The sequence below is a fragment of the Arsukibacterium indicum genome (assembly GCF_019100565.1).
GTDB lineage: Bacteria > Pseudomonadota > Gammaproteobacteria > Enterobacterales > Alteromonadaceae > Alishewanella > Alishewanella indicum.
Genome location: NZ_JAHRID010000003.1, coordinates 475,256 through 498,840 on the forward strand (window position 1 = coordinate 475,256; position 23,585 = coordinate 498,840).

Below are 23,585 nucleotides of genomic sequence, written 5' to 3' on the forward strand. Positions count from 1 at the left end.
AACAACCCCAGTACAAACTGAGATTGCCGTTTGGTAAAGGTAATTTATAAAAAGGGAAGGCTTAGTGAACCTGCAGTTGCAGCGTTTCGCCCTGCCAGTGGGTTTTAACTTTTAGCTGCTTGCTGGCTTTATCGTAGTACGCCACGTTTTGCTGGCGGGCGAAGCGCTGGGGTTGGGCGACGATGGCGATAAACTGGCCATTTACCGTAACCCTGTCTGCTTTGCCAGGCTGATTATGCAGCACTACCGTTAACTCGCGGCTATCTGGCTTGCCCTGGTACTCACCAACACTGCGGCTAAATTCCAGCTTCAGGCCACTCTCATCATCCAGCGCATAAAAGTTTAATAACTCATAGTTACCGTTTTCAGAGCTATTGGCGCTGCTGCCATCGTCTTCATACATCTGGCCTTTGGCGCAAGTTACGCTGCTGTCGGCATAGTAATGCACGGTAAGCTTTTGTGAGCTGTAGTCTTTGGTGCTGGCCATTGGCTCAACCATTGGCACAAAGCTGCCGGCTTTTACCAGCACCGGTATGGTATCGATAGTCACCGGCACCTCGGTTCGCTCACCGCCCTGATAACGCTTACCGCTGAAAAAGTCGAACCAGACGCCATCCGGCATATTCACCGGCCAGCTGCGCACACCAGGCTTAGTTACCGGCGCCACTAAAAAGGCATCGCCCCACAGGTAACTGTTGGTTTCGTCCATAAAATCGCGGTTGGTTTCATCGAGGAAAAACAACGGCCGCATTAATGGCATACCGGTCTGGCTGTGCTGCCAGGCCATGGTGTATAAATAGGGTAATAACTGATAACGCAGGTTCAGGTACGGGCGCAGGGTGTCGATAACCTGCTTGCTGTGAAACACCGGCTCCGGCGCAATATGCTCCTGGGCATGTGGCCGGTATACCGGCTGAAACACGCCGTATTGCAGCCAGCGGATGTACAGCTCCGGATCAAAGGTTTCGCCGCCGGCAAAGCCGCCTAAATCAGAGTGAATATAGCCAAAACCAAACAGGCTCATTTGTAGCGCCAGCTCTACCTGCGGTTGCAGGCCGCCCCAGCTGCGGTCAACGTCGCCAGTCCACGGTACCATGCCATAACGCTGTGAGCCGAGGCTGCCGGCCCGCATCATAATAAATGGCCGGGTGTCGGCAAAGTTACGCTTATAACCGCGATACACCATTTCGGCCCAGCGATGGCCATAGGCATTGTGAATTTCATCGGCACTACCCAGCAAATGCTGAGTATCAGACGGATGCACTTCCGGCTCGCCTAAATCACCCCATACCCCGGCCACACCCTGCTCAGCCAGATCTTTATAAATTTGCCAGAACCAGTCGGCCGCCACCGGATTGAACACATCAATTAAGCCGGTATTACCAAAGTAAAAATCAAAGGTTTTTGGGCTACCATCAGGCGCTTTCGCCAGCACATCAGCGGCTACGGCTTCCTGCCAGCGCTTTGAGCTGGTTAACACAAAAGGCTCCGTTACTAAAATGGTATTGACGCCATCGGCTTTAAAATCGGCCAGCATTTGCTCCGGCTGCGGAAAAGCTTCGCGATCCCAGGCCAGGTTACCCATATGGCCCTTAATATCCGGGCCAAACCAGTATAAATCCAGCACTAAGGCATCCAGTGGCAGGCCCAGCTCACGGTATTTTTGCACCACCGCCCGCGCTTCGGCCTCGTTACGATAACCAAAACGAGAGGCATAGCTGCCCAGAGTCCAGCGTGCCGGCAGTGGCGGTTTGCCGCTTACGGTAAGGTAATTATCAATCAGCTCAGGAAAGCTGTCGCCCGCTACCACCAGGTAGGCACTACGGCCACCAACGGCACTGAATTCCAGAGTGTCGGCGGCGGTTTTACCTAAATCAATATGGCCTGTAGCAGAGTTATCAAACAACAGCATATATTTGTTGCTCGACATCACCCCGGCCAGGCTGAAATACATTTGTTCAGACTCTGTGCTGTAGCCATAGTGCGCTTTGTTATAAAGCGGCAGACGATGGCCGCGCCGGTCCATACCTAACACGCGCTGGCCGGCGCCAAACAGCTTTTCCTGCTCTGTTAAGCGGAATTTAAAACCAAGCTGGTTATTACTGCTGAAAAAGCCCGGTTGCTCTTCCGTAATAAGCTTATCGCCTTTATAAAAGCTCAGTTTAATGGGCGCTTTGGCAATTTTTATCCGCATATCTGCCGAACGGTACAGCAGGTGATCGCCGTTATCGGCCACCGTCAGCGTCAGTGGCGCCGGTGATGTGCCAATAGCGAAAGTCGGTAACTGCTTTACGCCTGCTGGCAGGTAATGCACCTCTGCTACCTGCGGCTGAAAAAAGGTAATGGCCAGCTCACCATCGCTGGTGGTTAACAACAACTGATTGCCCAACTGCCGGTGCGACTTATAGTCAGCCGCGGCCAGCCCGGTCGCCGCAAAAAAAGCCAGCACCGCCAGCAAGCGGCTAAATATTTCGAAATGGCGCATGTTTACTCCTGATACTGCACACGATACACCACTGAGCCCAGCGGCGGCAGAGCAATATTAACCTGCCCAACGCCATTTGTAACCCGCAGCTCAGCCACGCTGTCTGTTAACTGACCTGCCAGGCTATAGTTGCCATCGCCTAGCTGCCACTGGCTAATCAGTTCGGCCGGAACAATCAAACTAAACTCTACCGCCTGCTCTGCATTAAAGTTGCTAACTACCAGCAACTGTTGGTCGTCTTGCTGATGGGAGTGGGTGTACCTGGCAAAAGCCAGTTGCTGCTCGCTGTACGCGCTGTTATTTGCCAGATTGGCACTGTGCAGTTCAAAGTAGCCGCCCATCAGTGCCGGCGCACTGGCACTAAATTGCATTAACCGGGTATAGAAGTTGCGCAGCGCCGCTTCATCTTCACTAAGGGCACCACCATCAAATTTACCGCCATTCATCCAGCGCTGATGATGCGGTACGCCAACATAATCAAAAATACTGGTGCGGGTCGGCTTACCAAAGCCGGCATCTTCTGCGCCCGGCTCACCAACATCTTGGCCAAAGTACAGCATGGTGGGCGAGGTGCTGATCAACGCCGATACCACCATGGCCGGCATGCCCTTACGGGCATCACCGGCAAAATCGGGGCTGGCAATGCGCTGCTCATCATGGTTTTCCAGAAAGTGCAGCATATGGTGTTCAATATCAGCCATCCGCTGCTGAGTTTCTACCAACGCCGATGTCGGGCCTTTGCCCTGCATCACCAGCTTTAAACTGTCGTAAAACTCTACTTTGTCGTACAGGTAATCCATTAAGCCCAGTTTGATATAATCCCGATACAAATCAGGCTGATACACCTCGGCCAACAGGAATGCATCAGGGTTAACCCGCTTAATATGCGAGTTTAAATAGCTCCAGAATTCTACCGGCACCATCTCGGCCATATCGTACCGAAAACCATCTACGCCAAAATCCAACCAGTACAGCGTAATATCGCGAAATTTCAGCCAGGAATCAGGCACGTCTTTACCCTGCCAGAACTGATAATGAGCCTGCCAGTCTTTTTCAGCATACTCTGAGGGCAGCGTGTCAAAATCATAGCTACCATCCGGTCGCACGCCATAATTAATTTTCACCGTCTCGTACCAGTCATCAAACGCCGGCTGTGCTGCCCGTGCTCCATTACCGGTCCACTTCGCCGGGTTTTCGGCAAACTTACCGTCGGCCAGCGGATGCGGCTCGCCGCCTAACACTTTATAGCTGTCAGGCCAGGCTGGCACCTGAAACGATTGGCCCGGCACATAGTAGAAGTTGTTGTTGCGGGCATATTCAACAGTGCTGTTATCATTGGCACCAAAATCGGCTACGCCGTCAGGCTTAGCCAACGACTGATAATCACGCGCCACGTGGTTTGGCACAATATCTATCAGTACCTGCATACCATGCTTGTGAGTACGCTCAACCAGGGCTCTAAATTCGGCCAGCCGGTTAGCCGGGTCTTCAGCTAAGTCCGGATTAACGCTGTAATAGTCTTTTACCGCATAGGGCGAGCCGGCACGGCCTTTGACCACATCCGGGTCATCCAGGCTGATGCCATAAGCGGTGTAATCATTAATCACCGCATGGTGTGGTACCCCGGTATACCAGATGTGGCTGGTACCCAGCTGCTTAATGCCGGCTAATGCCTCATCGGTAAAGTCGTTAAACTTGCCAACACCGTTTTGTTCCAGGGTACCCCAGGGTTTATTGGTGGTATTGGTATTACCAAATAAGCGGGTAAACACCTGATACACCACCGGCTTACCTTGCCGGTTGCCTGCAGTTTGTTCGGCTTTCGGTTCAGGTTCGGCCTTCGCTGTGGCTTGTTCAGCCGGAGGCTGGCCGCAGCTGGTCAGGCCCAGTGCGGCAAAGGCTGCCAGCAAAAGCTTTAAACGGGGGCGAATTGTATTAGTTCTGGTGTTAGATTGCGTTGTCATTGCGGTATCCCCTGCCACTGTGTTAACCCAGTAAGTTACCGCAGAATAACGGTAAATGGCTGCCTTTTTTTGGTGCATACGTATGCATATCGACAAGGCGCTCCGCTATAACATTAATTGTCAATTGCTGCGAATGCTGGCTATAGTTAAAAACGAATGGAGAGGTTTCATGGTAACCGTAGCTGAAGCCAGATTTCTAATTCTCGTTATTGCTTTACTCGCTTTAAAAATACGCATCCTGGCTGATCGCGATAGCCTGACCGGGCTATGGACCCGGCGCATTATGCATCAGCAGTTAATTAATCATGCCCGTAGCAGTGACCGCCACCAATCAGTATTTAGCGTGTTACTGATTGATCTGGATTATTTTAAAAATATTAACGATAAATTCGGTCATCAAATAGGTGATCAAGCGTTAGTGCATGCCAGCCAGTGCTTTAAACAGGTTCTGCGGCCAGAAGATTGGCTGGCACGATATGGTGGAGAAGAGTTCCTGGTGCTGCTGCCAGATACCGACACGGCTAATGCCCGAATGATAGCTGAGCGCATTCGCCAGCAACTGGTTAAACAGCCCTTTACGCCGGCGGCAGGTTTGCTGTTAACTGCCAGTATTGGTGTAGCCACATACCATAATGGCGAAGATATTGAGCAGCTGATTGCTAAAGTTGACAGTGCGCTTTATCAGGCCAAAGCGCAGGGCCGAAATCAGGTATGTATAACAGAAAATCAAAGCAGTGATCTCAGCGCTAGTTAATCAGAATAGTATCAGCCCAGCGCACTGCCTGCTGATATACCTCGGACAGTTCGGCAATGCCGCTGATTTGCTGTTCCAACGCTACTGTGGTTTGCCAGTCACCACGCTCAAACGCCATAGTCAGTTGCAACATCTTGCCCAATAAGCCGCTTTGGGTCAGCAATGCCTGTTTAATCTCAGCTTGTAACGGTAGTTGCTGCAGCATTGCCGGTTGCGGCTGCTCAATAATCTCGTGTACGTTAGAAAACAAGCCGGTTAAAAAGGCGCTGGGCGGATTATTTGACAGATGCTTCTGCTCTGCCAGCAAATCACAAAAACGGGCCCGTACCAACGCTACTGTCAGCCTGTCGTCCTGCTCACCGTCAGATAAATTAGCAAGCGCCAGCAACGCGATAAATTTCTTTAACTCCGGTTCACCCATTGACACCATCGCCAGCTTTAATGAGCTTATTGGCTGCCTGGCGGCAAACTGGCTGTTATTAACAAAGCGCAGCAACTTATAGGACAGGCCAACATCACGCTGGCAAATACCGGCCAGCACGTCAAAATCCAGCTCCGGCCGTGAGGCTTCCGCAATTAGCGCCAGCAAATTGACCTTATTCGAGCTTAACTGCTTATGTTTCATCATCTCTGGCCGGGCAAATAAATAGCCCTGAAACAGATCAAAGCCCATCATTTTCAGCTTTTCAAACTGCTCAGCGGTTTCAACCTTTTCGGCCAGCAGTGTCAGCGGATAGTCGGCAATTCGCCGCAAATAGCGGCTGATTTGTAGCAAGTTAAATTGCAGCACATCAATCTTTACATAGGTAATATAAGGTAAAAACTCATCCCATTTCGGGTCAAAGTCGTGGTCATCCAGTGCCAGTTTATAACCCTGGCTGTGTAAATTCTGACAAACTTCCAGTAACTGCGGGGTGGCAGGTACGGTTTCCAGAATTTCAATTACAGTACTGGCCGGGTTAATTGAGGTAGGAAAACGATGCAGCAAGGTGTCTTCTGAAAAGTTAATAAAGGCTGGTTTATTACCGGTAATATTTTCAACACCCAACAACAAGTGGTGCTGCATCAGTAGCTTGCTGGTAGCTTCGTCGGCATTAATTTTAGGAAAGCTATTTGCTTCGCCGTCACGAAACAGCAACTCATAACCGTATACTGTTTTATCAGTGGCAAAGATTGGCTGGCGGGCAATATAACCGTACATAACTGCGTAACTCCATTACCTTACGCATTTTAGTATATGCCGAATTAATGCAATAACAATAACCCACCTCAACTTTTATCTCCTTGCAGTCAGGGCGGGTTTGCAGGGTCAGCGCTTAACTGCGGGGCGAGCGACGGCCATCCCGATGTTCAGTTTTCGGCTTTTTTGGCCGGTAAGGTTTGCTGTTCGGGTTACTTTCAGGCAGTTGCTGTACCGGCTCAAAACCGGCGATTACCTGGCGTGGGATCTGCTGTTTGGTTAAGCGTTCAATGCCAGCCAGCTCTTTACTTTCATCAGCACATACCAGCGATATCGCCTGGCCTGACTGACCAGCGCGGCCGGTGCGACCAATCCGATGGACATAATCTTCGGCGACATGGGGTAAATCAAAGTTAACCACCTGCGGCAGCATATCAATATCCAGGCCACGGGCAGCAATATCGGTAGCCACCAACACCCGGATAGTGCCGGCTTTAAATTCTGCCAGTGCTTTAGTACGGGCGTTCTGGCTTTTATTGCCATGAATAGCCAGGGCGCTGATGCCGGCTTTTTCCAGCTGTAAACTCAGCTTATTTGCGCCATGTTTGGTGCGGGTAAATACCAGCGCCTGGCGCCAGTTATGCTGCCTGGCCAGCGAGATTAACGCCGCGGCTTTCTGGTTTTTATCAACCGGGTACACCCACTGTTCAATTTTCTCAACCGTGCTGTTTGGCGGCGTCACTGTTACTTCAACGGGGTTATGCAACAGGCCTTTAGCCAGAGTGCGAATGTCGTTAGAAAAGGTAGCTGAAAACAACAGGTTCTGCCGTTTAGCCGGTAACAGGGCCAGAATTTTTTTAATATCGCGGATAAAGCCCATATCCAGCATCCGGTCAGCTTCATCCAGTACCAGCACTTCCAGCTGGGTAAAACGCATCGCATTTTGCTGGTATAAATCCAGCAGCCGGCCCGGGGTGGCGATCAGAATATCCACGCCTTTGCGCATGGCCATTAACTGCGGGTTAATGCTAACGCCACCAAATACCACAGCTGAGCGCAGCGGCAGGTACTTACCATACACTTTTACGCTTTCGGCAATTTGTGCCGCCAGTTCGCGGGTTGGCGTTAAAATAAGTGCCCGCACCTGGTTAGCCTGCACTTTACGGCCCTGGTTACTGCCCTCACTCAGCATTTGCAGCAATGGCAGAGTAAAGCCCGCGGTTTTGCCGGTGCCGGTCTGGGCGGCAGCCATTAAGTCTTTACCTGACAGTACGGCCGGAATGGCCTGAGCCTGAATAGGCGATGGCGTGGTGTAACCCTTGTCACTGATAGCTTTTAAAATGTCATTTGATAAATTTAAATCGGTAAATTGCATGCGTGTTCCCGCAATAAAGGCTGCGAGAAAAATCTGCCGCAGCTGCAGTGGCCCTCATTTTGAAGGGCGTGCAGCTTACAGCATTTGCCTGCGATTAGCCAATGATGCTGCGTTTCCGCTATTAATCAGAACAGAGTATAAATAAAGCCCGCTAATGCCGATTGCTGGCTTACCACTACCAGGGCGCCGAGTAACGCCAGTACCAGAATAATCGGTAACAACCAGATTTTTTTACGCACCCGTAAAAAAGCCCATAAGTCAGTTAAAAATTCCTGCATTAAAACGGATCCTCTAAATTTTTAGCCGTGGGGGTTTTATCAGGCGCTAACCAGTAACTGTCGCCCGTCGGTTTACGCTTATATTGCAACTTACCAAATAACTGCAGCACCAGGCCCAGCGGTAATAACATCAGGTAAAACACCAGCCCCAGCAGCAGCCGCGTGTTAATCCAGGCCATGACCCGGGCAAAGGCCATCCACGCCCGGTACGGATAATATAAGCCAGTTGGCCACAGGCCCGCCAGCAGTAAGAAAACGGCTGACAGCAGCAGCGGCCACATTGGTATCTGGCCTGCAGCAAGCCAGCCGAATAGCCAGGGTAACAATAATGAAAATAGCAGCGGCACAGCAATCGCCATTTGCCAGCCAAAGGTGCGCAACCCCGCGCGGTCCGTTTTTACCAGTAACTGCATCTTACTTTCCTTAAATGCCTGTCGGCATACAACGCCGTTAATCGGCGGTAAAACTCCGCAACCTTGCTGCGGCCAGCTTCGCCGGCTGCTGTTCAGTTTTGCTGATTAAGCAATTCCCGAGCACCAGATAGTCCATATCGGTAGCCAGAAACCCCTGGAGGGCGTCAGCCGGACTGCAAACCGGTGGCTCGCCGCGGACATTAAACGAGGTATTAATTAACATCGGCGTTGCTGTCAGCTCATGAAAAGTTTGCAGCAAATGATAAAACCCGGGGTTTCCCTGTTTACTGACTGTTTGCACCCGGGCGCTGTAATCGATATGAGTAATGGCCGGCAGGCTGGAGCGTTGCTGCGCCAATTGCGCCAAACCGCGTGCTTCCGGCGGCAAACTGATACACAATTCAGGATTGACCTTTGCGACCAGCAGCATGTAAGGGCTGGCGGCACTAAGGTCAAAATACTCACTGGCATGCTCTGCCATAACCGCCGGTGCAAATGGCCGGAATGACTCACGCTGCTTAATTTTTAAATTAAGAATGCTTTGCATGGTGGCACTTCTGGCGTCACCCAGAATAGAGCGGTTACCCAGCGCTCTGGGACCAAACTCCATCCGCCCCTGAAACCACCCCACCACCTGACCGGCTGCCAGCAGGCCGGCGGTACTGTGATACAGCATATCATCCGACAATTGCTGATAAGGTATTTGCTGACTGTCAAGCAACTGACATATCTCTTCATTGCAGTAAGCCGGCCCCAGGTAACTGCCCTGCATTTGATCCTGCTGCTCATCTGCCATTCGCGGTTGCTGATAATACTGGTGCCAGGCCAGCATCGCCGCCCCCAGGGCACCGCCGGCGTCGCCTGCTGCAGGTTGGATCCAGATATCAGTGAAGGGCCCCTCGCGCAGCAAACGGCCATTGGCCACACAATTAAGCGCCACCCCGCCGGCCAGGCACAACTTGTCTTCGCCAGTTAACCGGTGCGCATGCCGGGCAATTTTCAGTACCACTTCTTCGGTAACCTGCTGCACTGAGCTGGCTAAATCCAGATACAGCTGGCCCGGCGTTGCATCCGGGCTAAGCGGCGGCGCGCCAAACAACTGTTCAAATTTGCGATTGGTCATCCGGGAGCCAACCGGATAATTGAAATAAGCCATATTAAGAGCAAAGCTGCCGTCAGCCTTGACATCAATCAGCTCGCGGTAAATGGTTTCAACAAAGCGGGGTTCACCATAAGGCGCCAGCCCCATCAATTTGTATTCACCGGAATTAACCTTAAAACCGCAATAATAGGTGAAGGCCGAATACAATAAGCCCAGAGAATGCGGAAACTGCAGTTCAAACAACGGGGTTAAGCTGCTGTCCTTGCCATGCCAGATCGTAGAAGTAGCCCACTCGCCGACGCCATCCAGACAAATAACAGCAGCGTGCTGAAAAGGGCTGGGGTAAAACGCTGATGCAGCATGAGCCTGATGATGCTGACTAAACAGCAATTTAGGCAATGTTGTTTTGCTATCCAGCCCGGCCAGGTTGCGAAGCTCACGGCGCAGCACGGTTTTTAAATACAGTTTTTCTTTCAGCCAGACCGGCATCGCCGCCAGAAAAGAGCGAAAGCCCCGGGGTACGTGGGCCAGATAGGTTTCCAGTAACCGTTCAAACTTTAACAGCGGCTTGTCGTAGAACACCACAGCGCTCAGATCAGTTACCGAGATATCTGCTTCAGCCAGACAATAACGGATAGCATCGGCCGGAAAGGCCGCATCGTGTTTAATCCTGCTGAACCGTTCCTGCTGGGCAGCGGCCACTATCACTCCGTCGACCAGCAAACAGGCCGCACTGTCATGGTAAAAACAGGAAATCCCCAGAATATATTGCATAAACCGGCTTTTGCCGCACCGTCCATTCTAAAACACTTATCTAAAGTAACCTTAATTGACAACAGCCGGTAGTTCAAATGCGCCAAAACTTGCTGAGTACCCCAACATCAGGTACCGTCATTTTTATTGTGCCTGAAATCCCAAACCTGATGTCAGTAAATCCACCAGCAGCAACCAAAGCCACTGGCAACCGAAAAATACTGTATTACCTGATAGCGCTGACTATCCCGGTATTGCTGTTACTGCTGACAGAACTCGTGTTACGCCAGACCAGCCTGTATCAGCGCTATCCGTTAGTGGTACCGGCACCAACCATGCCAGGCTACCTGCAAGCTAATCCCGGGCTGATCAACCGCTATTTCGTTTCGCCGGAACAGGCGCCGCAGGTTAGCCCCGACACCCAGTATTTTCTGGCCGAAAAAAGTCCTGGCCAGCAACGTATCGTGTTTATCGGCGGATCGTCTGCGGCTGGCTTTCCTTATGGCCGCTGGGGCGCGCCGGCGGCCATGTTGCAACAACGCTTAAAACGGTTGTACCCCGAACAGAATATTGAAGTTATTAACCTGGCCATGGCGGCAATTAATTCCTACACCCTGCTGGATATCAGTGATGAAGTCATTGCGCTTAAGCCCGAGCTGGTATTGATATATGGCGGCCATAACGAATACTTAGGAGTGATGGGGGTAGGTTCAGCTTTTGCCGGGCAATACAGCCACGGCACTAAACTGCTGTATTTAAAGCTACGTAAACTGGCGCTGTTTCAGGCGCTGCAGCATTTTTATGCCAGTTTCAGTGACTCACCAGCATTGCAGCCAGACCGGACCATGATGGCGCAAATTGCCCGCCATACAGAAATTGCCAAAGACAGCGCCCTGTTTAATGCCGGCATTAAACAGTTTGATGCCAACATGCGCTTGTTACTGGCAAAATATCAGGCAGCCGGCGTACCGGTAATAATAAGCACTATTGCCAGCAATGAAGCCGATCAACCGCCTTTTGCTTCAACTGAACTATCGTTGGCTAACCCTACGGAATCGCGGTTGCAGCAGGCACTTGCAACCAGCCCTGATGTCGCCTCCTGGCACTTTCAGCTGGCCGGCCTATACCGGCAACGTGGCGACAAACAGCAGGCACTTTCTCATTATCAGCTGGCGCGTGAGCATGATTTGCTGCGCTTCCGGGCACCGCTGGCTATTAACAGCACCCTGACCACGCTTAGCCACGACTACAATCTGCAACTGGTTGATGCTGAAGCATTGCTGCGCGGGCAAAGCCCGGATGGCATTATTGACAACCAACTGATGCTGGAGCACCTGCACCCGAATCAGCTGGGCTATTTCTGGCTGGCCGAAGCGTTTTTACCTGCCGTGCAACAACAGCTGGGGCTTGCTGCTAATAGCGCGAATACGACAGAACAGGCACTGGCCGATATCCCGCTGACCGAAGTTGATCTGGCGCTGGCAGATTTTAAAGTACGCCAGCTAAAAGCCGATTATCCCTTTGTGTCAATGCCAGAGCAGGTCAGCTTCGCCAAGAGTAATAATCCATACCAGGAGCTGGCCCGCGCCCGCAGTACCGGTTTAAGCTGGTTAGAGGCCAGTCAGCGGCTGGTTACTCTGTATCAGCAGCTGGGTCGGATTAGCGACGCTGCTAAAGTAGCCGCCTTGCTGGCCGATGCATTGCCCACTGAAAGCCATCTGGCGTTTGTTGCCGGCCAGCTGTACTTCGACAGTCAACAACTGGCATTGGCCGCCCGTTATCAACGCCAGGCGGTGGCCCTCGCCCCTGACAACACCGATTACCGGCTGATGCTGGCACGCAGTTATTATTATCAGCAGCAGCTGCACCAGGCGCTGGCGCAGGTAGAGCAAATCCTGGCACGCCAGCCTGATCACCCGGTGGCGCTTCGTCAGCAACGGCAATTGCAGCAGCAACTGACAACAGGAGACTAACAGCATGCGAGTATGGCTGTTCCGGGCTATTGCCCTTATTTTACCGTTACTGGTACTGGTGCTGGCTGAACTGGCAATACGGGCAACCGGTACCGGTGACAACTGGCCGCTGTTTAAAGTTAACCCGGCCAATCCGGCTTATCTGGTTACCGAAGCGGATATCGTAAAACGCTACTTTGCCAATAATACTGCGCTGCCTTCGGTAAAAATGGAACCGGCCTTTTTGCTGGCAGAAAAACCAGATAATGCTATCAGGCTGGTAGTACAAGGTGGCTCAACTGCCGCCGGTTACCCTTACGGCGCCGGCGCATCACTCGCCGCTATGCTGGAGCAACGGTTAAGCCGTACTTTCCCTGAGCAGCGGGTAGAGGTAGTCAATACCGCACTGGCTGCTGTCAACAGCTACACCCTGCTGGATCTGGCCGACGAAATAATTGCGGTTAAACCCGATGCGGTGCTGATTTATGCCGGCCATAACGAGTACCTGGGTTTATTGGGCGTAGGTTCAAATTATCTGGCCAGCCAGAGTCCGGCCGTTACCCGGCTGCTTATCAGCCTTAGAAAACTGCACAGCTTTCAGCTTATCGAACAGCTGTATCAGCAAATGAACCCGATGCTTGAGACTACAGCAGAAAACAGCCGTACTTTTATGGCTAAAGTGGCTAGAGATAAGGACATTGCGCTGGATTCAGCTCAATTTGAGGCTGGCCTGAAGCAGTTTGACAGCAATCTGAGCCGGCTGCTGGCTAAATATCAGCGCGCCGGCATACCGGTATATATCAGCACCCTGGTCAGTAATTTAGCCGACCAGCCGCCTTTTCACAGCAAGCCGGTGCCAGCTGCAACCCGGCAACAACTGGCGCAACTGGCGCAGACCAGCCCGAATACAGCCACTTATGCAGAGTTGCTGCAGGCCCTGACCACTGCGGCAACGGCAGCTGGGTCTGCTGAGCTGCATTATCAGCTAGGCCAGCACTTTCTGCAGCAAGGTAAGGCAACATTGGCAAAACAGCAATTTTTGCTGGCAAAAGAGCATGACTTACTGCGTTTTCGGGCCCCTGAAGCCATTAACCAGCAAATCAGGCAATTGGCCGAGCGTTACAACGCTACCCTGGTTGACAGCGCAGCCGCCTTTACTGCCAATTCGCCCCAGGGTATACCCGGCAAGGGCCTGTTACTGGAGCATGTGCATCCTAATGTGCAGGGCTATTTTCTACTGGCCGACAGTTTTTATAAGGCACTGGGCAGGGAGCAGGCACTTGGTAGCTGGCAAAAGCCAGTGCCGTCAGAGATTGCCTGGCAGGAGCGGCCCATAACCCCGGCAGAAGAGCATGCAGGCTATTTGCGTATTTTACAGCTTAAAGCCGACTATCCGTTTAGGGATGAACCGGTGAATGTGCAGTTTCCGGTAGCGCAAACACCACAACAACAATGGGGTCAGGCTTATGTTGAGGGTAAACTGGACTGGCTAAGCCTGCAAAACCGCAATGCCCAGTATTATCACCAGCAAGGCAATGGCGATATGTTGCTAAAAACCTTAAAAATCATTGCTGATGCACTGCCCCACGACGCCAATGCCAATTTACAGGCCGCGCAAATATTGCTAAAAGCCGGCCGCAAGGCCGAAGCGAAAGGCTACTTGCAGCGTGTTATGCTAACGCCGGTAGCGACCTCAGTAGCCGAACAAGATAGCAGGCAACAGGCGCAACAATTGCTAAGCACGCTGGCGTTGTAACGGCCTGGCTTAACCGGTACCCAGGGTTACTTTACCGGTTACCGGTGCTGCTATCCTCAGCCGGTGTGTTGCTGCCTGCCGGCATCGCCACACACTCAAAACCCCAGCCCCGGAGTTTTTCAACAAAGTCAGCGGCCTGCTGTTCACAATAGCCAGCCTCGTTATTTGCCTGCCATAACACGCTGGTAGCGCCTTCTTTAGTGTATTGTACTTCACAGGGTAGCTCGCCACCCTCCGGATAAACCACCTCAACCACCCGAACCGACTCGCCAGACTGACAATGGGTACTTTGTCCGGGCTGTTGTTGCGCCACCAGTTGCGGACTACTTATCAGTAATGCTGCTACCAACCCACCAGCTAACACCTGTTTCATTCAGTTGCTCCTTCTGTAGTAAAACCTGGATTAGTATAGACCAGCTTTCTCACTGCCCGCAGCAATTGCTTTTGCCTATCTGGCAACCGCAAAAAAAAAGCTGCAGACTGGCTGCAGCTTTTTTCATAATGTTACCCGTTTATTTCTTGGTCACCGTCAATTCCGGCGTTTCAGTTAACGTGGCATCTAACAGGAAGTTATATACCGCGTCTTCGGCGAAGTTCATATTCAGGTTGTCGTTACTACCCTGAATACGCAGCGGCGTACCCTCTGTTACTGCAGCGCCGTCTGGCCCCGCGCCCATATTTACTGTAGCCCAGTCACTGGATGCAACTTTAAACTCATAATTGCCGGCTGTGATACTGATATCAACGCTGTACAGGTTTGAACCTACATATTCAAAGGCATCGGCCTCACCCCAGCCATTCATACCACCTCGCAGGAACACCGTTGTTGAACCGTAAGGAACATATTCACTTACTGTCAGCGTTGGCGCTGCCGGGTTATTGGCGTTTAAGGTAAAGACATAAGATGAGGTACTGGCAATATCTATCCGCAGGTTGTCATTGCTTGGCTCAATAACAATCGGCGTATCCACTGTTACCTGATTGCCAGCAGCACCAGCACCCAGGTTAACGGTAGCCCAGTCGCCCGAGGCAACTTTAAACTCATAGCTTCCCGCATCAATATTCAGCGTTGCACTGTAAATACCGGCACCATCGTAATTAAAGGCATCAGCTTCACCCCAGCCATTCATGCCGCCACGCACAAACACGGTAGTGGCCTGGTACGGCGGAATATCTGGCGCGCCCAGAGTAGCATCGGCTGCCAGGCCGGGGCCTTGTTCACCCATTTGCGCTTTAACAAATACTGCCATGCTGTAGGCTGGCACGGTAAAGGTGCCTTCATCGGTACCCGCGGTAAAGCTCGCCATAGTAACGTTAGTGTCAACAGACGCCTGTTGCATTGGGTGTAAGTCAAAACCGGCTGCGGTAGGCACGGTATGAGATTGCTCCTGCGCGGTGCCGTTAATCATTACCACCAAGGCATCGTGCATCGGGTCTAAATCAGTCAGGCCGGTGCCATCGTCAATCGACATGACAATAACGCCCTGGGTCTGGTTGCTGCCGATATTGTGGAAACCTACCCGGTCCAGCACGTCCTGGCCAGTGGTTAAACGGAATAACGGGCTGCCACTGCGAATCGCCAGAAACTCAGCAAACACATTGGATGCAAACATAATATCGTTGCTGCTGACCTGAGTTTGCGGATTCAGGAATAATGTGGCGATATTGTCCCAGTTATCCCGGTTTTTCTCAGCAATTGGCAAGCCCACAGCCCAGTTGTTGGTTTGCATGGTGAAATCAACCAGGTTGAACCAGTCGCCTGAGTCATAGCTGTCGCGGTCCATTGATTTTGAGCGCAGGAAGTCACCACCCATTTGCAGGAATGGAATACCCTGGCTCATTAACGGGATAGCAATGGCCATATTTTGTGCCCGCACCCGCTCGGTCACACTTAATGTCTGCGGTAAGCGGCTCTGCAGAATATCCCACAGGGTTTCATTATCATGTTTCGACACATAGTTGATAATGTCGGCCGGATCTTCTGCATAACCTGCCGCCTGACCATTCCAGTTAGCACTGGAAGCCGGGCCGGTAATATCCCGGTAATTTTTCAGGACATAATCTTTTAAGGTACCAGCCAGGCTGATCCGGATAATATCCTGCTCGGCCAGGTTACCATCGTTGTTCACCCCGCTGAAAATGGCGGCGCTACGCACCCCTTCCCGGATCCGGTCATTAAAGGTGCCCACTTCAGTACCGGCCATATCCTGCTGTTTGGCCTGAGTAAATAAGCGGTTGTTGGCTACTTCACCAAAATTCCAGCCCTCACCATAGAAGTACGTGTTGGCATCAACAGCGCGCACTGCTTCACGCGCCGCCAGCAGGTTGTCTTTCGGATGGTGGCCCATAATGTCGAAGCGGAAATCATTAAAGCCAAAGTCACGGGCTAAAATAACCAGTGAGTCTTTAATAAACTTATCGAACATTTTGTGCTCGGTTGCGGTGTTTTCACAGCAGGTTGAGCGTTCAATTGCACCACTGACTTCGTTATAACGGTGGTAGTAACCCGGTACCAGCTTATCGAATACTGAGTTATCAAACAGGCCTGAGCTGCTGGTATGGTTATACACCACGTCCAGCGCTACCCGCAGGCCAATATCATTTAACGCTTTAACCATGGCACGTACTTCTTTAATCCGCACTGCACCTTCCGGATCAGAGGCATAGCTGCCTTCTACCGCAATAAAGTGATGCGGGTCATAACCCCAGTTAAAGCCATCAATCCGGCGGATAGACTCTACCAGCGCCTGAGCATCATCACTGTACGGCAGGTAACCTTCCAGTAATGATTGCAGGGTGGCGCTGTCGCTTTCCACACCACACACCGGCGCGTCAGCATTTAATGCACATAGCTGCGCTACGGTATCGGTTAAATTGATCCGGCGGTTAGCCCGCTCTTCAATATTGGCCTGATCGTTAAGCGGCAGCACATGAAAATGGGTTAAGCCATTATCAGCCAGCTTTTTAAGGTGCTGAACCGGCGCCGATTCCATTTCAGTAAATGCCAGATATTTACCGCGGTTAGCGGCACTGATACTGCTATCACGAATACTGAAATCACGGACATGGCCCTCGTAAATCACGATATCTTCCGGATTCGCCACCACCGGCACGATGCGCTCGCTCCAACCTTCTGGCGCTAAATCAGCGTCAGCCAGGTTAACAAACTGGCTGTAGCGGCCATTGGTCGACACACTGACTGAATAAGGGTCGGTGCTTTCAATGGTTTCCACTGCGCGGGTTAACGGATGATAAACGGTTACTTCATAGCGGTAGAACTTGCGATCCAGCGCACTTGCAGCACCGCTGTATGACCAGACGCCGGTTTGCGCATCCAGGCTCATCGGGTGGCTGGCCGCTACGGTTTTGTCATTGTTATACACTTTTAAGGTCATGCTGCGGGCAGTCGGGCCCCACACGGCAGCAGTAACGTTGCCATCAGCATAATGCACGCCTAACTGCGCATTCAATGCACTGTTATCGCCACTGGCATACAGCGCATCCAGCACTTTGGCTACCTGCACATAACTGGCTGCCACCAGTTCACCGTCGCTGTTGTAAGCGGCCAGTGCCAGCTGGTTTTTAGCCATCGCTTTGGCTTCATCTGCGGTTAAATCAATACTAAACGCTGCAGCGTCAGCCATATGCGGCACCAGCGCTTTTTGCTCGTCGCTAAGCATAACCGGCGTCAGCTCAATGCTGCTGCCTTCCAGCTCGTCATTGTTATTCACTGCCAGATCAGCATCTGCTGAATAAAACAGTTTAACCACCGGCGCGGTATCCGCAGCGCTGGCGTTCCAGATAAAGGTATTGGTATCTAACCAATGACCTGCAGCGCCCTGAATGCTGACACCCAGCGATAGAATCGGAAACTCGAACACGCCGTTAACACCAGAAAATACCCAGTTCATCCGGGCAAAATCCGGGTCGTCCTGCGACAACGGCATTTTCATATCAGGGCCAGGATCTTTACCGGCGTCATCAGTGCCAATGTGGATAATAAAATTACCACAGGCTTCTGGTGTGCCGGCGTAGCCCGGTTTTAAATTCAGGATCCAGTAAGCGCCATAATTCGGGTCAACACCGTCATGAACTAAGCCGTTATCCCAGGAGCGGGCAATCGACGAAGGCTGATACGCATCACAAGCTTCATTATTCCAGGTATGCAACCGGTAACCGTCATATGCATCATCCTGCGGCCGGTTATAAAACAGAACCGCCTGATTCTCGCCGGCAAATACCACCGGGTCGGGCGCATTCGGGTCGCGGCCACTGACACAACTTTCATTGTTAGCATCAGGGAAAGTGCCGGTCGGGCAGGAAATCGGCGGTGGATCAATACAGGCACTGCCATTGGCATTAGGTATTTGCGGCACATTACAGGTTAATAATACTTCGCCGGGCTCGGTTGAGTCGCCACAGGCAGCCAGAACGCCTACGCCAACGGCAAGCGTACTCAGTCTGAGCAGACTTTTTATATTAAATATTGTTGGGTTAAACATTATTCAGTTACTCCAGATTATTCTGTTACTCGCCACACCAGACAAAGCCTGCAGTATGGCGTTACGCTGGGTTAAAACGAGTACACGGCGCCGACAAAGTATTGTCTGCCAAAAAACTGCAAGGTACCGGTCTGAGCTTTCTGGCCAAAATAACTTTTGGTTGGCTCATCCGTCAGGTTATTTACCTGGAATAGCAGCTTCAGGTTGTCGTTAAACTCGTAACCAAATTGCATATCAACCACTAACTCGCTGTCGAAGTTGGTAATCTGCTCATCAATACCTACCTGGCTTGAAACAAAAGGCGAACGGTAGCGGGCATTAACCCGGGCTTCTATGCCGTCATGCTCCCAGAACAGAGTGCCGTTAAAGACATTTTTTGACAGCCCTTCGAATGTAGTGGTAATGGCTTCACCACCCAGGGTGTTAATCAGCTCTACTTCACTTTCGGTATAAGAGTAACTGCCGCTGACACCCAGGCCCGACCATAAATCCGGCAGGAAATCGAACACATGGGTGTATGCCAACTCCAGGCCACGGATATAGCCGCCCCGGTCGTTATTTACTGCAGTAGAAAAGGCGCCGTTAAAGGTAGTACGTGGTACACCGTCTTCATTAATAATGACATCCGGCACCGCAAAACCGGCACCGGCAAAGTCAAATTCCTGAATGGTAAAATCATTTATAAAGTTTTGAATATCTTTATAAAACACTGCAGCAACAACAGCGCCACTGCCAAAATAGTATTCATAAGATAAATCATATTGGTTAGCTTCAAACGGCCGCAGGAACGGGCTGTTAGAGCTTGAACCGCTGATTTCACCATCATCACTGATATTAATCGAGGTGTTCGACGCCAACCGGTTAATCGGTGGCCGTGAAATCACTTTAGCCGCGGCAAAACGTAGCTGGGTATTGTCAGTCAGGCTTAAATTTAAGTTAATGCTTGGCAGGTAGTGGGTGTATTTCTCACCCAGAATGCCCGGTGCATACTGGTTATTCACCAGGCCAGCTTCGTCAGTAATGTTCTGGGCGCCGCGCAGCGGATCACCGCCAACATCGGTTAAATCGGTCGCCGACTGATCCGTGGTTACCCGGCGTACGCCGACATTACCGGTCAGCGGCAAATCAAAAATTTCGGTATCCAGATTTGCCATCAGATAAGCCGCAAGTACATCTTCATATACTTCGCCGCTTTGCAGTACCGACCAGCTGGTATCGACATTCGAAGTTGGGTCGCGGTTAATCACCCCGACATTACCGGCACCCCAGGTTTGTACCGGCTGCGGTATACCCTGCGGAAACCAGGCGGCCAATGCCTTATCGAGGTCAATCGCCAGATAGCTTGGGTAGTTAGCAAAGTCGCCTTTAAAATCAACTACTTTTGCCATGTCTGCAGTTAGCTGTAGTGGCGGCTGCGAATTTAAAAAGCTGCCATCACTGCCATATTCAAATACTGAACGATCATTGCTGTAGGTACGTTCTGAATATCGCACGCCCACTTCAAACGAACGGACAATCGGCAAATCCAGGTCATAGCTTAAGTCCAGTTTTACCGCACTGACTTCATCGCTGTTTACAAAGGGGTAAATACCATACTTACTTACCATTACCCGACCGATATCGGAGAAGGCATCAGCCTGGTTAAAACCAATACTGGGCAGGTCCAGGCCGTTCAGCAGGTAAGAAATAGAGACATTGGTATCAAACTGCGGGTTTGCCACTGTCGCATCTTCTGCCACCAGCGCCCACAACAGACCGTTTCTGAAATCGCTGCTGGCGGTTGAGTGTGAGACGTCAAACACCATGTTGGTACGGTCGTTAATGTCCCAGTCGGCGGCAATACCGAAACTTTTTACCTCGTCATAGTCACGGTTATCGTCATTAACAATTTCTACCCGGGTAAAGCTTTGCGAGGTACGGTTAAAGGTGCCGCCTATTACCGAGCGGTTGTTTAATACCGGATTACCAACAGCTGCTGCGTCACCACCAAATTTAACCCGGAAACCGCGGGCAAACGACTCTTTATCAAACTGAGAAATAAAGGCATCTGCTTTTAAACTAAAGGCATCATGCGGTTGCCATTCAATAGAGCCCAGATAACCGTTGCGGGTTTCTTCACCACCCAAGTGCTGAATTTCAAAGCCTTCGCTGATAAATTCGTTCTGCTCATCGCCAGTGACATCTTTCTGGCCATTATACGCCAGACCAATAAACTGGGTGGCAACACTGGGCTGATACAACCGGGCATAACCCAGGGCTAAGCCTAAGGTGTTATCCAGAAACTTACCCTGATAGGAGAAACTGAAGCGGTGGCCAAAATCCTGACCATCTGGCACTTCGTCTGCCCGGTCATTAAACATCCCGCGCAGGTTAACGTTAAAGCTGTGGTCTTTTTCGTTCAGCAGCACACTGGTGGTTTTCAGCTCAACGGTGCCGGCTACGCCACCTTCAATCAGTGACGCTTTTGGCGATTTATATACCGCAGCCGAGTTAATCAGTTCTGACGGATACTGGTCAAACTCAATATTGCGCTTACCGCTGGTAGAAACCTGCTCGCGGCCGTTTAAGGTGGAAAACACAAAGCCACCTGACATACCGCGAATGTTAATTTCTGCAGCCTGGCCACCGGTTCGTACTGCAGAGATCCCAGGTAAGCGGGTTAATGCATCGGCTATCGATACATCAGGTAGTGCGCCAAGATCATCGGCAGAGATGGTTTCCGATACCACATCACCAAAGCGTTTGGTATCCAGTGAGCGAAACAGGCTGCTGGCAAAGCCCCGTACCTGTATTACTTCAACCTGTTGCTCTGCGGCTACCGGTTCTTCCGCTGGTGGCTGTTGCTGAGCAGCCGCCAACGAACTTAGCCCTGCTGTGCTAACAGCAAGGCTAAGCAGACTAAGCTTAAACTTATTCATACTTTCGTCCCCGTTTTGTTTTTATTGTTGGATGCGCTTTCCATGCGATACGGTTCAGCCGACCCGGGCACGAAATAATGCAGCCATAATTGTTGTAAGCTTAGTTATTAACCTATTTGGGGCAACTGGCAATATGAATACGTATTCACAAGCGCTAAAATGGCGCAGTGGTCATTTGCCGGTAACCAAATTGGTGCAACCGCTTGCTGACTTTTCATTGGCGTAAACTCAGGCTATGGTAGCGGGCAAGATACGTAAATTGCTTGTTCAGCAATAAGGAAACCCTCAGGTGAAAAAAACGGCCAAAAGCTCGGTAATGGTGTACCGGCTGGAGCGTTTGCTGGATGTGTTGTATTCCGGCGACGCCAGCTGTTTTTATCAGCGCAGCAAAGCGTTTTTTGCCAGTTACCGGCAGCAGCAAATGGAACTTAAGCAGGCTGAGCAACGTTGGCAGCAACTACAGCAGGCCCCGGGCACCAGCCAGAGCCAACGCCAGCAAGCGCGGCAACATTACAGTGAATTGCAGTATCAGGATGAAAAAGCCCGGCTGATACGCTGGGCCGATTTACACATGCTGGCCGAACAGTTATTGCAGCTGGCGGAGGGGGAGAGCAACAGCGAAACCCTGGTATTCAGCGCCCGTTTGCTGGGCTGTTTACAAATTATGGTGCCAACCGAAAAACGGCAGCGTGAGCGGGTACAGTATGCTTTTAAGCCACTTTACCGGGCAGTGCTCAGCCTGCGGCTGTTAGATCATCTGCTTGCTCAGCAATTGCTGGACGACCCGGCACTGGTCAGCCATTATCAGCTGCGTAACCGCCAGGCGCCAGATGATTGCCCGTATCGTCAGCATGTGCAATTACCGATTGTTATGGCAATACTGCTGCAGGATATTGGCTTACTGCACCCCGACGCGCTGGGTATTATTCAGGGTGAATTAGCCCAGTTTGATACAGACCGGCCGTTAAAAATGGAAGAACGCGAGCGGCTGCTGAAAATAAGCAGTGAAGCCAGTCTGGCATTGCTGCAACAAGGGTTTGGCATAGCGCCATACAAAGGCAACAATAAAACAGAACGTGAACAATACTTTGCCGCCCAGCAGCAGCGTTTGCACTGGCTTAGCCAGTTATTGCAGTTAAACCCTACCGATAAAACTCTGTTCGGCAGCCTGCTGAAAGTGCCGCAGGTGTATGCCTCTATTGTGTTACCGGGCCGCCAGCGTTTTAACTATGCCTTATTGCCCAAAGCCGCGCTGTTAATGCGCGAAGGGGCCCGTCGCAATGAATACAACGGCCTGCTGGTTGATCAGTTATTAAGAATCACCGGCCTGTTTCCACAGGGTTATGGCGTGGTATTCACCCCTCTGGCAGCAGATAATCAGCCGCAGGATCGCTACGAGTTTGCCATTGTTAACGGCCTGTACCCGCAAAAACCTGAACAACCGAATTGCCGGGTGGTCAGCCGCCAGCAGCAGTACCGCAACACCGGCATAGACATTAGCCTGCAAACTGATTACAACCTGTATTTTAAAGTGGCTCGTGAGCGGCTGGAAGTACTGCCGGAGCACCGTTTAAAGGCGTTGCTGAATGCACTGTATCAGGATGGCGAAGCGCGCTATCTGCGCAAACTATTGCCTCGCTGCTGGCAGCCGGATCAATTTTTTAATGATCCGGCACACCAGAATTTATGGCAAAACGCCACACTGAAGCAGAATTAGTTGCCTTCGAAAGAAGTAATATCCAGTGTTACGTCGCAATTTAATAATTTGGAAATCGGGCAGTTCAGCTTTGCCTCTACTGCTGCTTTTTCAAAGTCAGAGCCATGCATGCCCGGCACCTTAGCGTCTAACTTAATTTCAGATTTAGTCACCGTAAAACCATCACCGTCTTTCATCAGGGTAATACTGGCTTTAGATTTCAGCGACCCTTTGCTATACCCCTGCTTGGCCAGACCGAATGATAATGCCATAGTGAAGCAGGAGGCATGTGCAGCAGCAATTTGCTCTTCGGGGTTAGTGCCTTCTTTATCTTCAAAGCGGGTGTTAAAACCATAAGGCTGGTCTTTTAAGGCTCCCGACTGGGTAGATACATGTCCTTTGCCATCTTTGCCCAGCCCTTCATAGGTTGCTGTTGCCCAATTGATAATTGCCATGT

The 23,585-nt window shown here is 51.2% G+C and carries 15 protein-coding genes; 4 read left to right on the forward strand and 11 right to left on the reverse strand.

Annotated features, from left to right (window positions below; all coding sequences use genetic code 11):
* Positions 1-61: 61 nt before the first annotated feature.
* Together KQY15_RS09415 and KQY15_RS09420 are read right to left on the reverse strand one after the other, a co-directional pair.
* Positions 62-2,485: a glycoside hydrolase family 31 protein gene (locus KQY15_RS09415; RefSeq protein WP_217668928.1), complete on the reverse strand. Its 2,424-nt coding sequence runs from the start codon at positions 2,483-2,485 to the stop codon at positions 62-64.
* 2 nt (positions 2,486-2,487) lie between these two features.
* Positions 2,488-4,449 (reverse strand): alpha-amylase family protein, encoded by a 1,962-nt coding sequence (locus KQY15_RS09420; protein ID WP_217668929.1) that lies wholly within the window; start codon positions 4,447-4,449, stop codon positions 2,488-2,490.
* A 169-nt stretch (positions 4,450-4,618) separates the two neighbouring features.
* Between KQY15_RS09420 and KQY15_RS09425 the strand changes: the two genes are divergently transcribed.
* Positions 4,619-5,203, forward strand: a complete 585-nt coding sequence (locus KQY15_RS09425) for a GGDEF domain-containing protein (protein ID WP_217668930.1) — start codon at positions 4,619-4,621, stop codon at positions 5,201-5,203.
* On the opposite strand, the gene KQY15_RS09430 is transcribed toward KQY15_RS09425, so the two are convergent.
* The 5 genes from KQY15_RS09430 to KQY15_RS09450 all read right to left on the reverse strand — a co-directional run bounded on the left by KQY15_RS09430 (position 5,196) and on the right by KQY15_RS09450 (position 10,325).
* Positions 5,196-6,404 carry an EAL and HDOD domain-containing protein gene (locus KQY15_RS09430; protein WP_217668931.1) on the reverse strand — a complete coding sequence of 403 codons (1,209 nt, stop codon included), beginning with the start codon at positions 6,402-6,404 and terminating at the stop codon, positions 5,196-5,198. The genes KQY15_RS09425 and KQY15_RS09430 overlap by 8 nt on opposite strands.
* Before the next feature lie 115 nt (positions 6,405-6,519).
* Positions 6,520-7,758 carry a DEAD/DEAH box helicase gene (locus KQY15_RS09435; protein WP_217668932.1) on the reverse strand — a complete coding sequence of 413 codons (1,239 nt, stop codon included), beginning with the start codon at positions 7,756-7,758 and terminating at the stop codon, positions 6,520-6,522.
* Positions 7,759-7,883: 125 nt separating this feature from the next.
* On the reverse strand, positions 7,884-8,036 hold the full coding sequence (locus KQY15_RS09440; protein ID WP_213998125.1) for a DUF5989 family protein: 153 nt from the start codon (positions 8,034-8,036) through the stop codon (positions 7,884-7,886).
* Positions 8,036-8,449, reverse strand: a complete 414-nt coding sequence (locus tag KQY15_RS09445; RefSeq protein ID WP_217668933.1) for an SxtJ family membrane protein — start codon at positions 8,447-8,449, stop codon at positions 8,036-8,038. Before KQY15_RS09445 ends, KQY15_RS09440 begins: the two co-directional genes overlap by 1 nt.
* A gap of 37 nt (positions 8,450-8,486) precedes the next feature.
* Positions 8,487-10,325, reverse strand: coding sequence for a carbamoyltransferase family protein (locus KQY15_RS09450; protein ID WP_217668934.1), 1,839 nt, complete (start codon positions 10,323-10,325; stop codon positions 8,487-8,489).
* A 77-nt stretch (positions 10,326-10,402) separates the two neighbouring features.
* Between KQY15_RS09450 and KQY15_RS09455 the strand changes: the two genes are divergently transcribed.
* A complete protein-coding gene (locus KQY15_RS09455; RefSeq protein ID WP_217668935.1) occupies positions 10,403-12,277 on the forward strand; it encodes a tetratricopeptide repeat protein in 1,875 nt (624 codons plus the stop codon).
* 4 nt (positions 12,278-12,281) lie between these two features.
* The gene (locus KQY15_RS09460; protein WP_217668936.1) at positions 12,282-14,012 is read left to right on the forward strand and encodes an SGNH/GDSL hydrolase family protein; all 1,731 of its coding nucleotides are present in this window, start codon (positions 12,282-12,284) and stop codon (positions 14,010-14,012) included.
* A 31-nt stretch (positions 14,013-14,043) separates the two neighbouring features.
* On the opposite strand, the gene KQY15_RS09465 is transcribed toward KQY15_RS09460, so the two are convergent.
* The 3 genes from KQY15_RS09465 to KQY15_RS09475 form a co-directional block, all read right to left on the reverse strand.
* Positions 14,044-14,385 carry a hypothetical protein gene (locus KQY15_RS09465; protein WP_217668937.1) on the reverse strand — a complete coding sequence of 114 codons (342 nt, stop codon included), beginning with the start codon at positions 14,383-14,385 and terminating at the stop codon, positions 14,044-14,046.
* Between the two features lie 139 nt (positions 14,386-14,524).
* Positions 14,525-18,514, reverse strand: coding sequence for an alpha-1,6-glucosidase domain-containing protein (locus KQY15_RS09470; protein WP_217668938.1), 3,990 nt, complete (start codon positions 18,512-18,514; stop codon positions 14,525-14,527).
* 71 nt (positions 18,515-18,585) lie between these two features.
* The gene (locus KQY15_RS09475) at positions 18,586-21,432 is read right to left on the reverse strand and encodes a TonB-dependent receptor (RefSeq protein WP_217668939.1); all 2,847 of its coding nucleotides are present in this window, start codon (positions 21,430-21,432) and stop codon (positions 18,586-18,588) included.
* 289 nt (positions 21,433-21,721) lie between these two features.
* On the opposite strand from KQY15_RS09475, the gene KQY15_RS09480 reads away from it, so the two are divergent.
* Positions 21,722-23,149, forward strand: coding sequence for a hypothetical protein (locus KQY15_RS09480; protein WP_217668940.1), 1,428 nt, complete (start codon positions 21,722-21,724; stop codon positions 23,147-23,149).
* Here KQY15_RS09480 and KQY15_RS09485 read toward each other — a convergent pair.
* Positions 23,146-23,583 (reverse strand): OsmC family protein, encoded by a 438-nt coding sequence (locus KQY15_RS09485; protein WP_217668941.1) that lies wholly within the window; start codon positions 23,581-23,583, stop codon positions 23,146-23,148. The two genes, KQY15_RS09480 and KQY15_RS09485, sit on opposite strands and share 4 nt — an antisense overlap.
* Between the last annotated feature and the right edge of the window lie 2 nt (positions 23,584-23,585).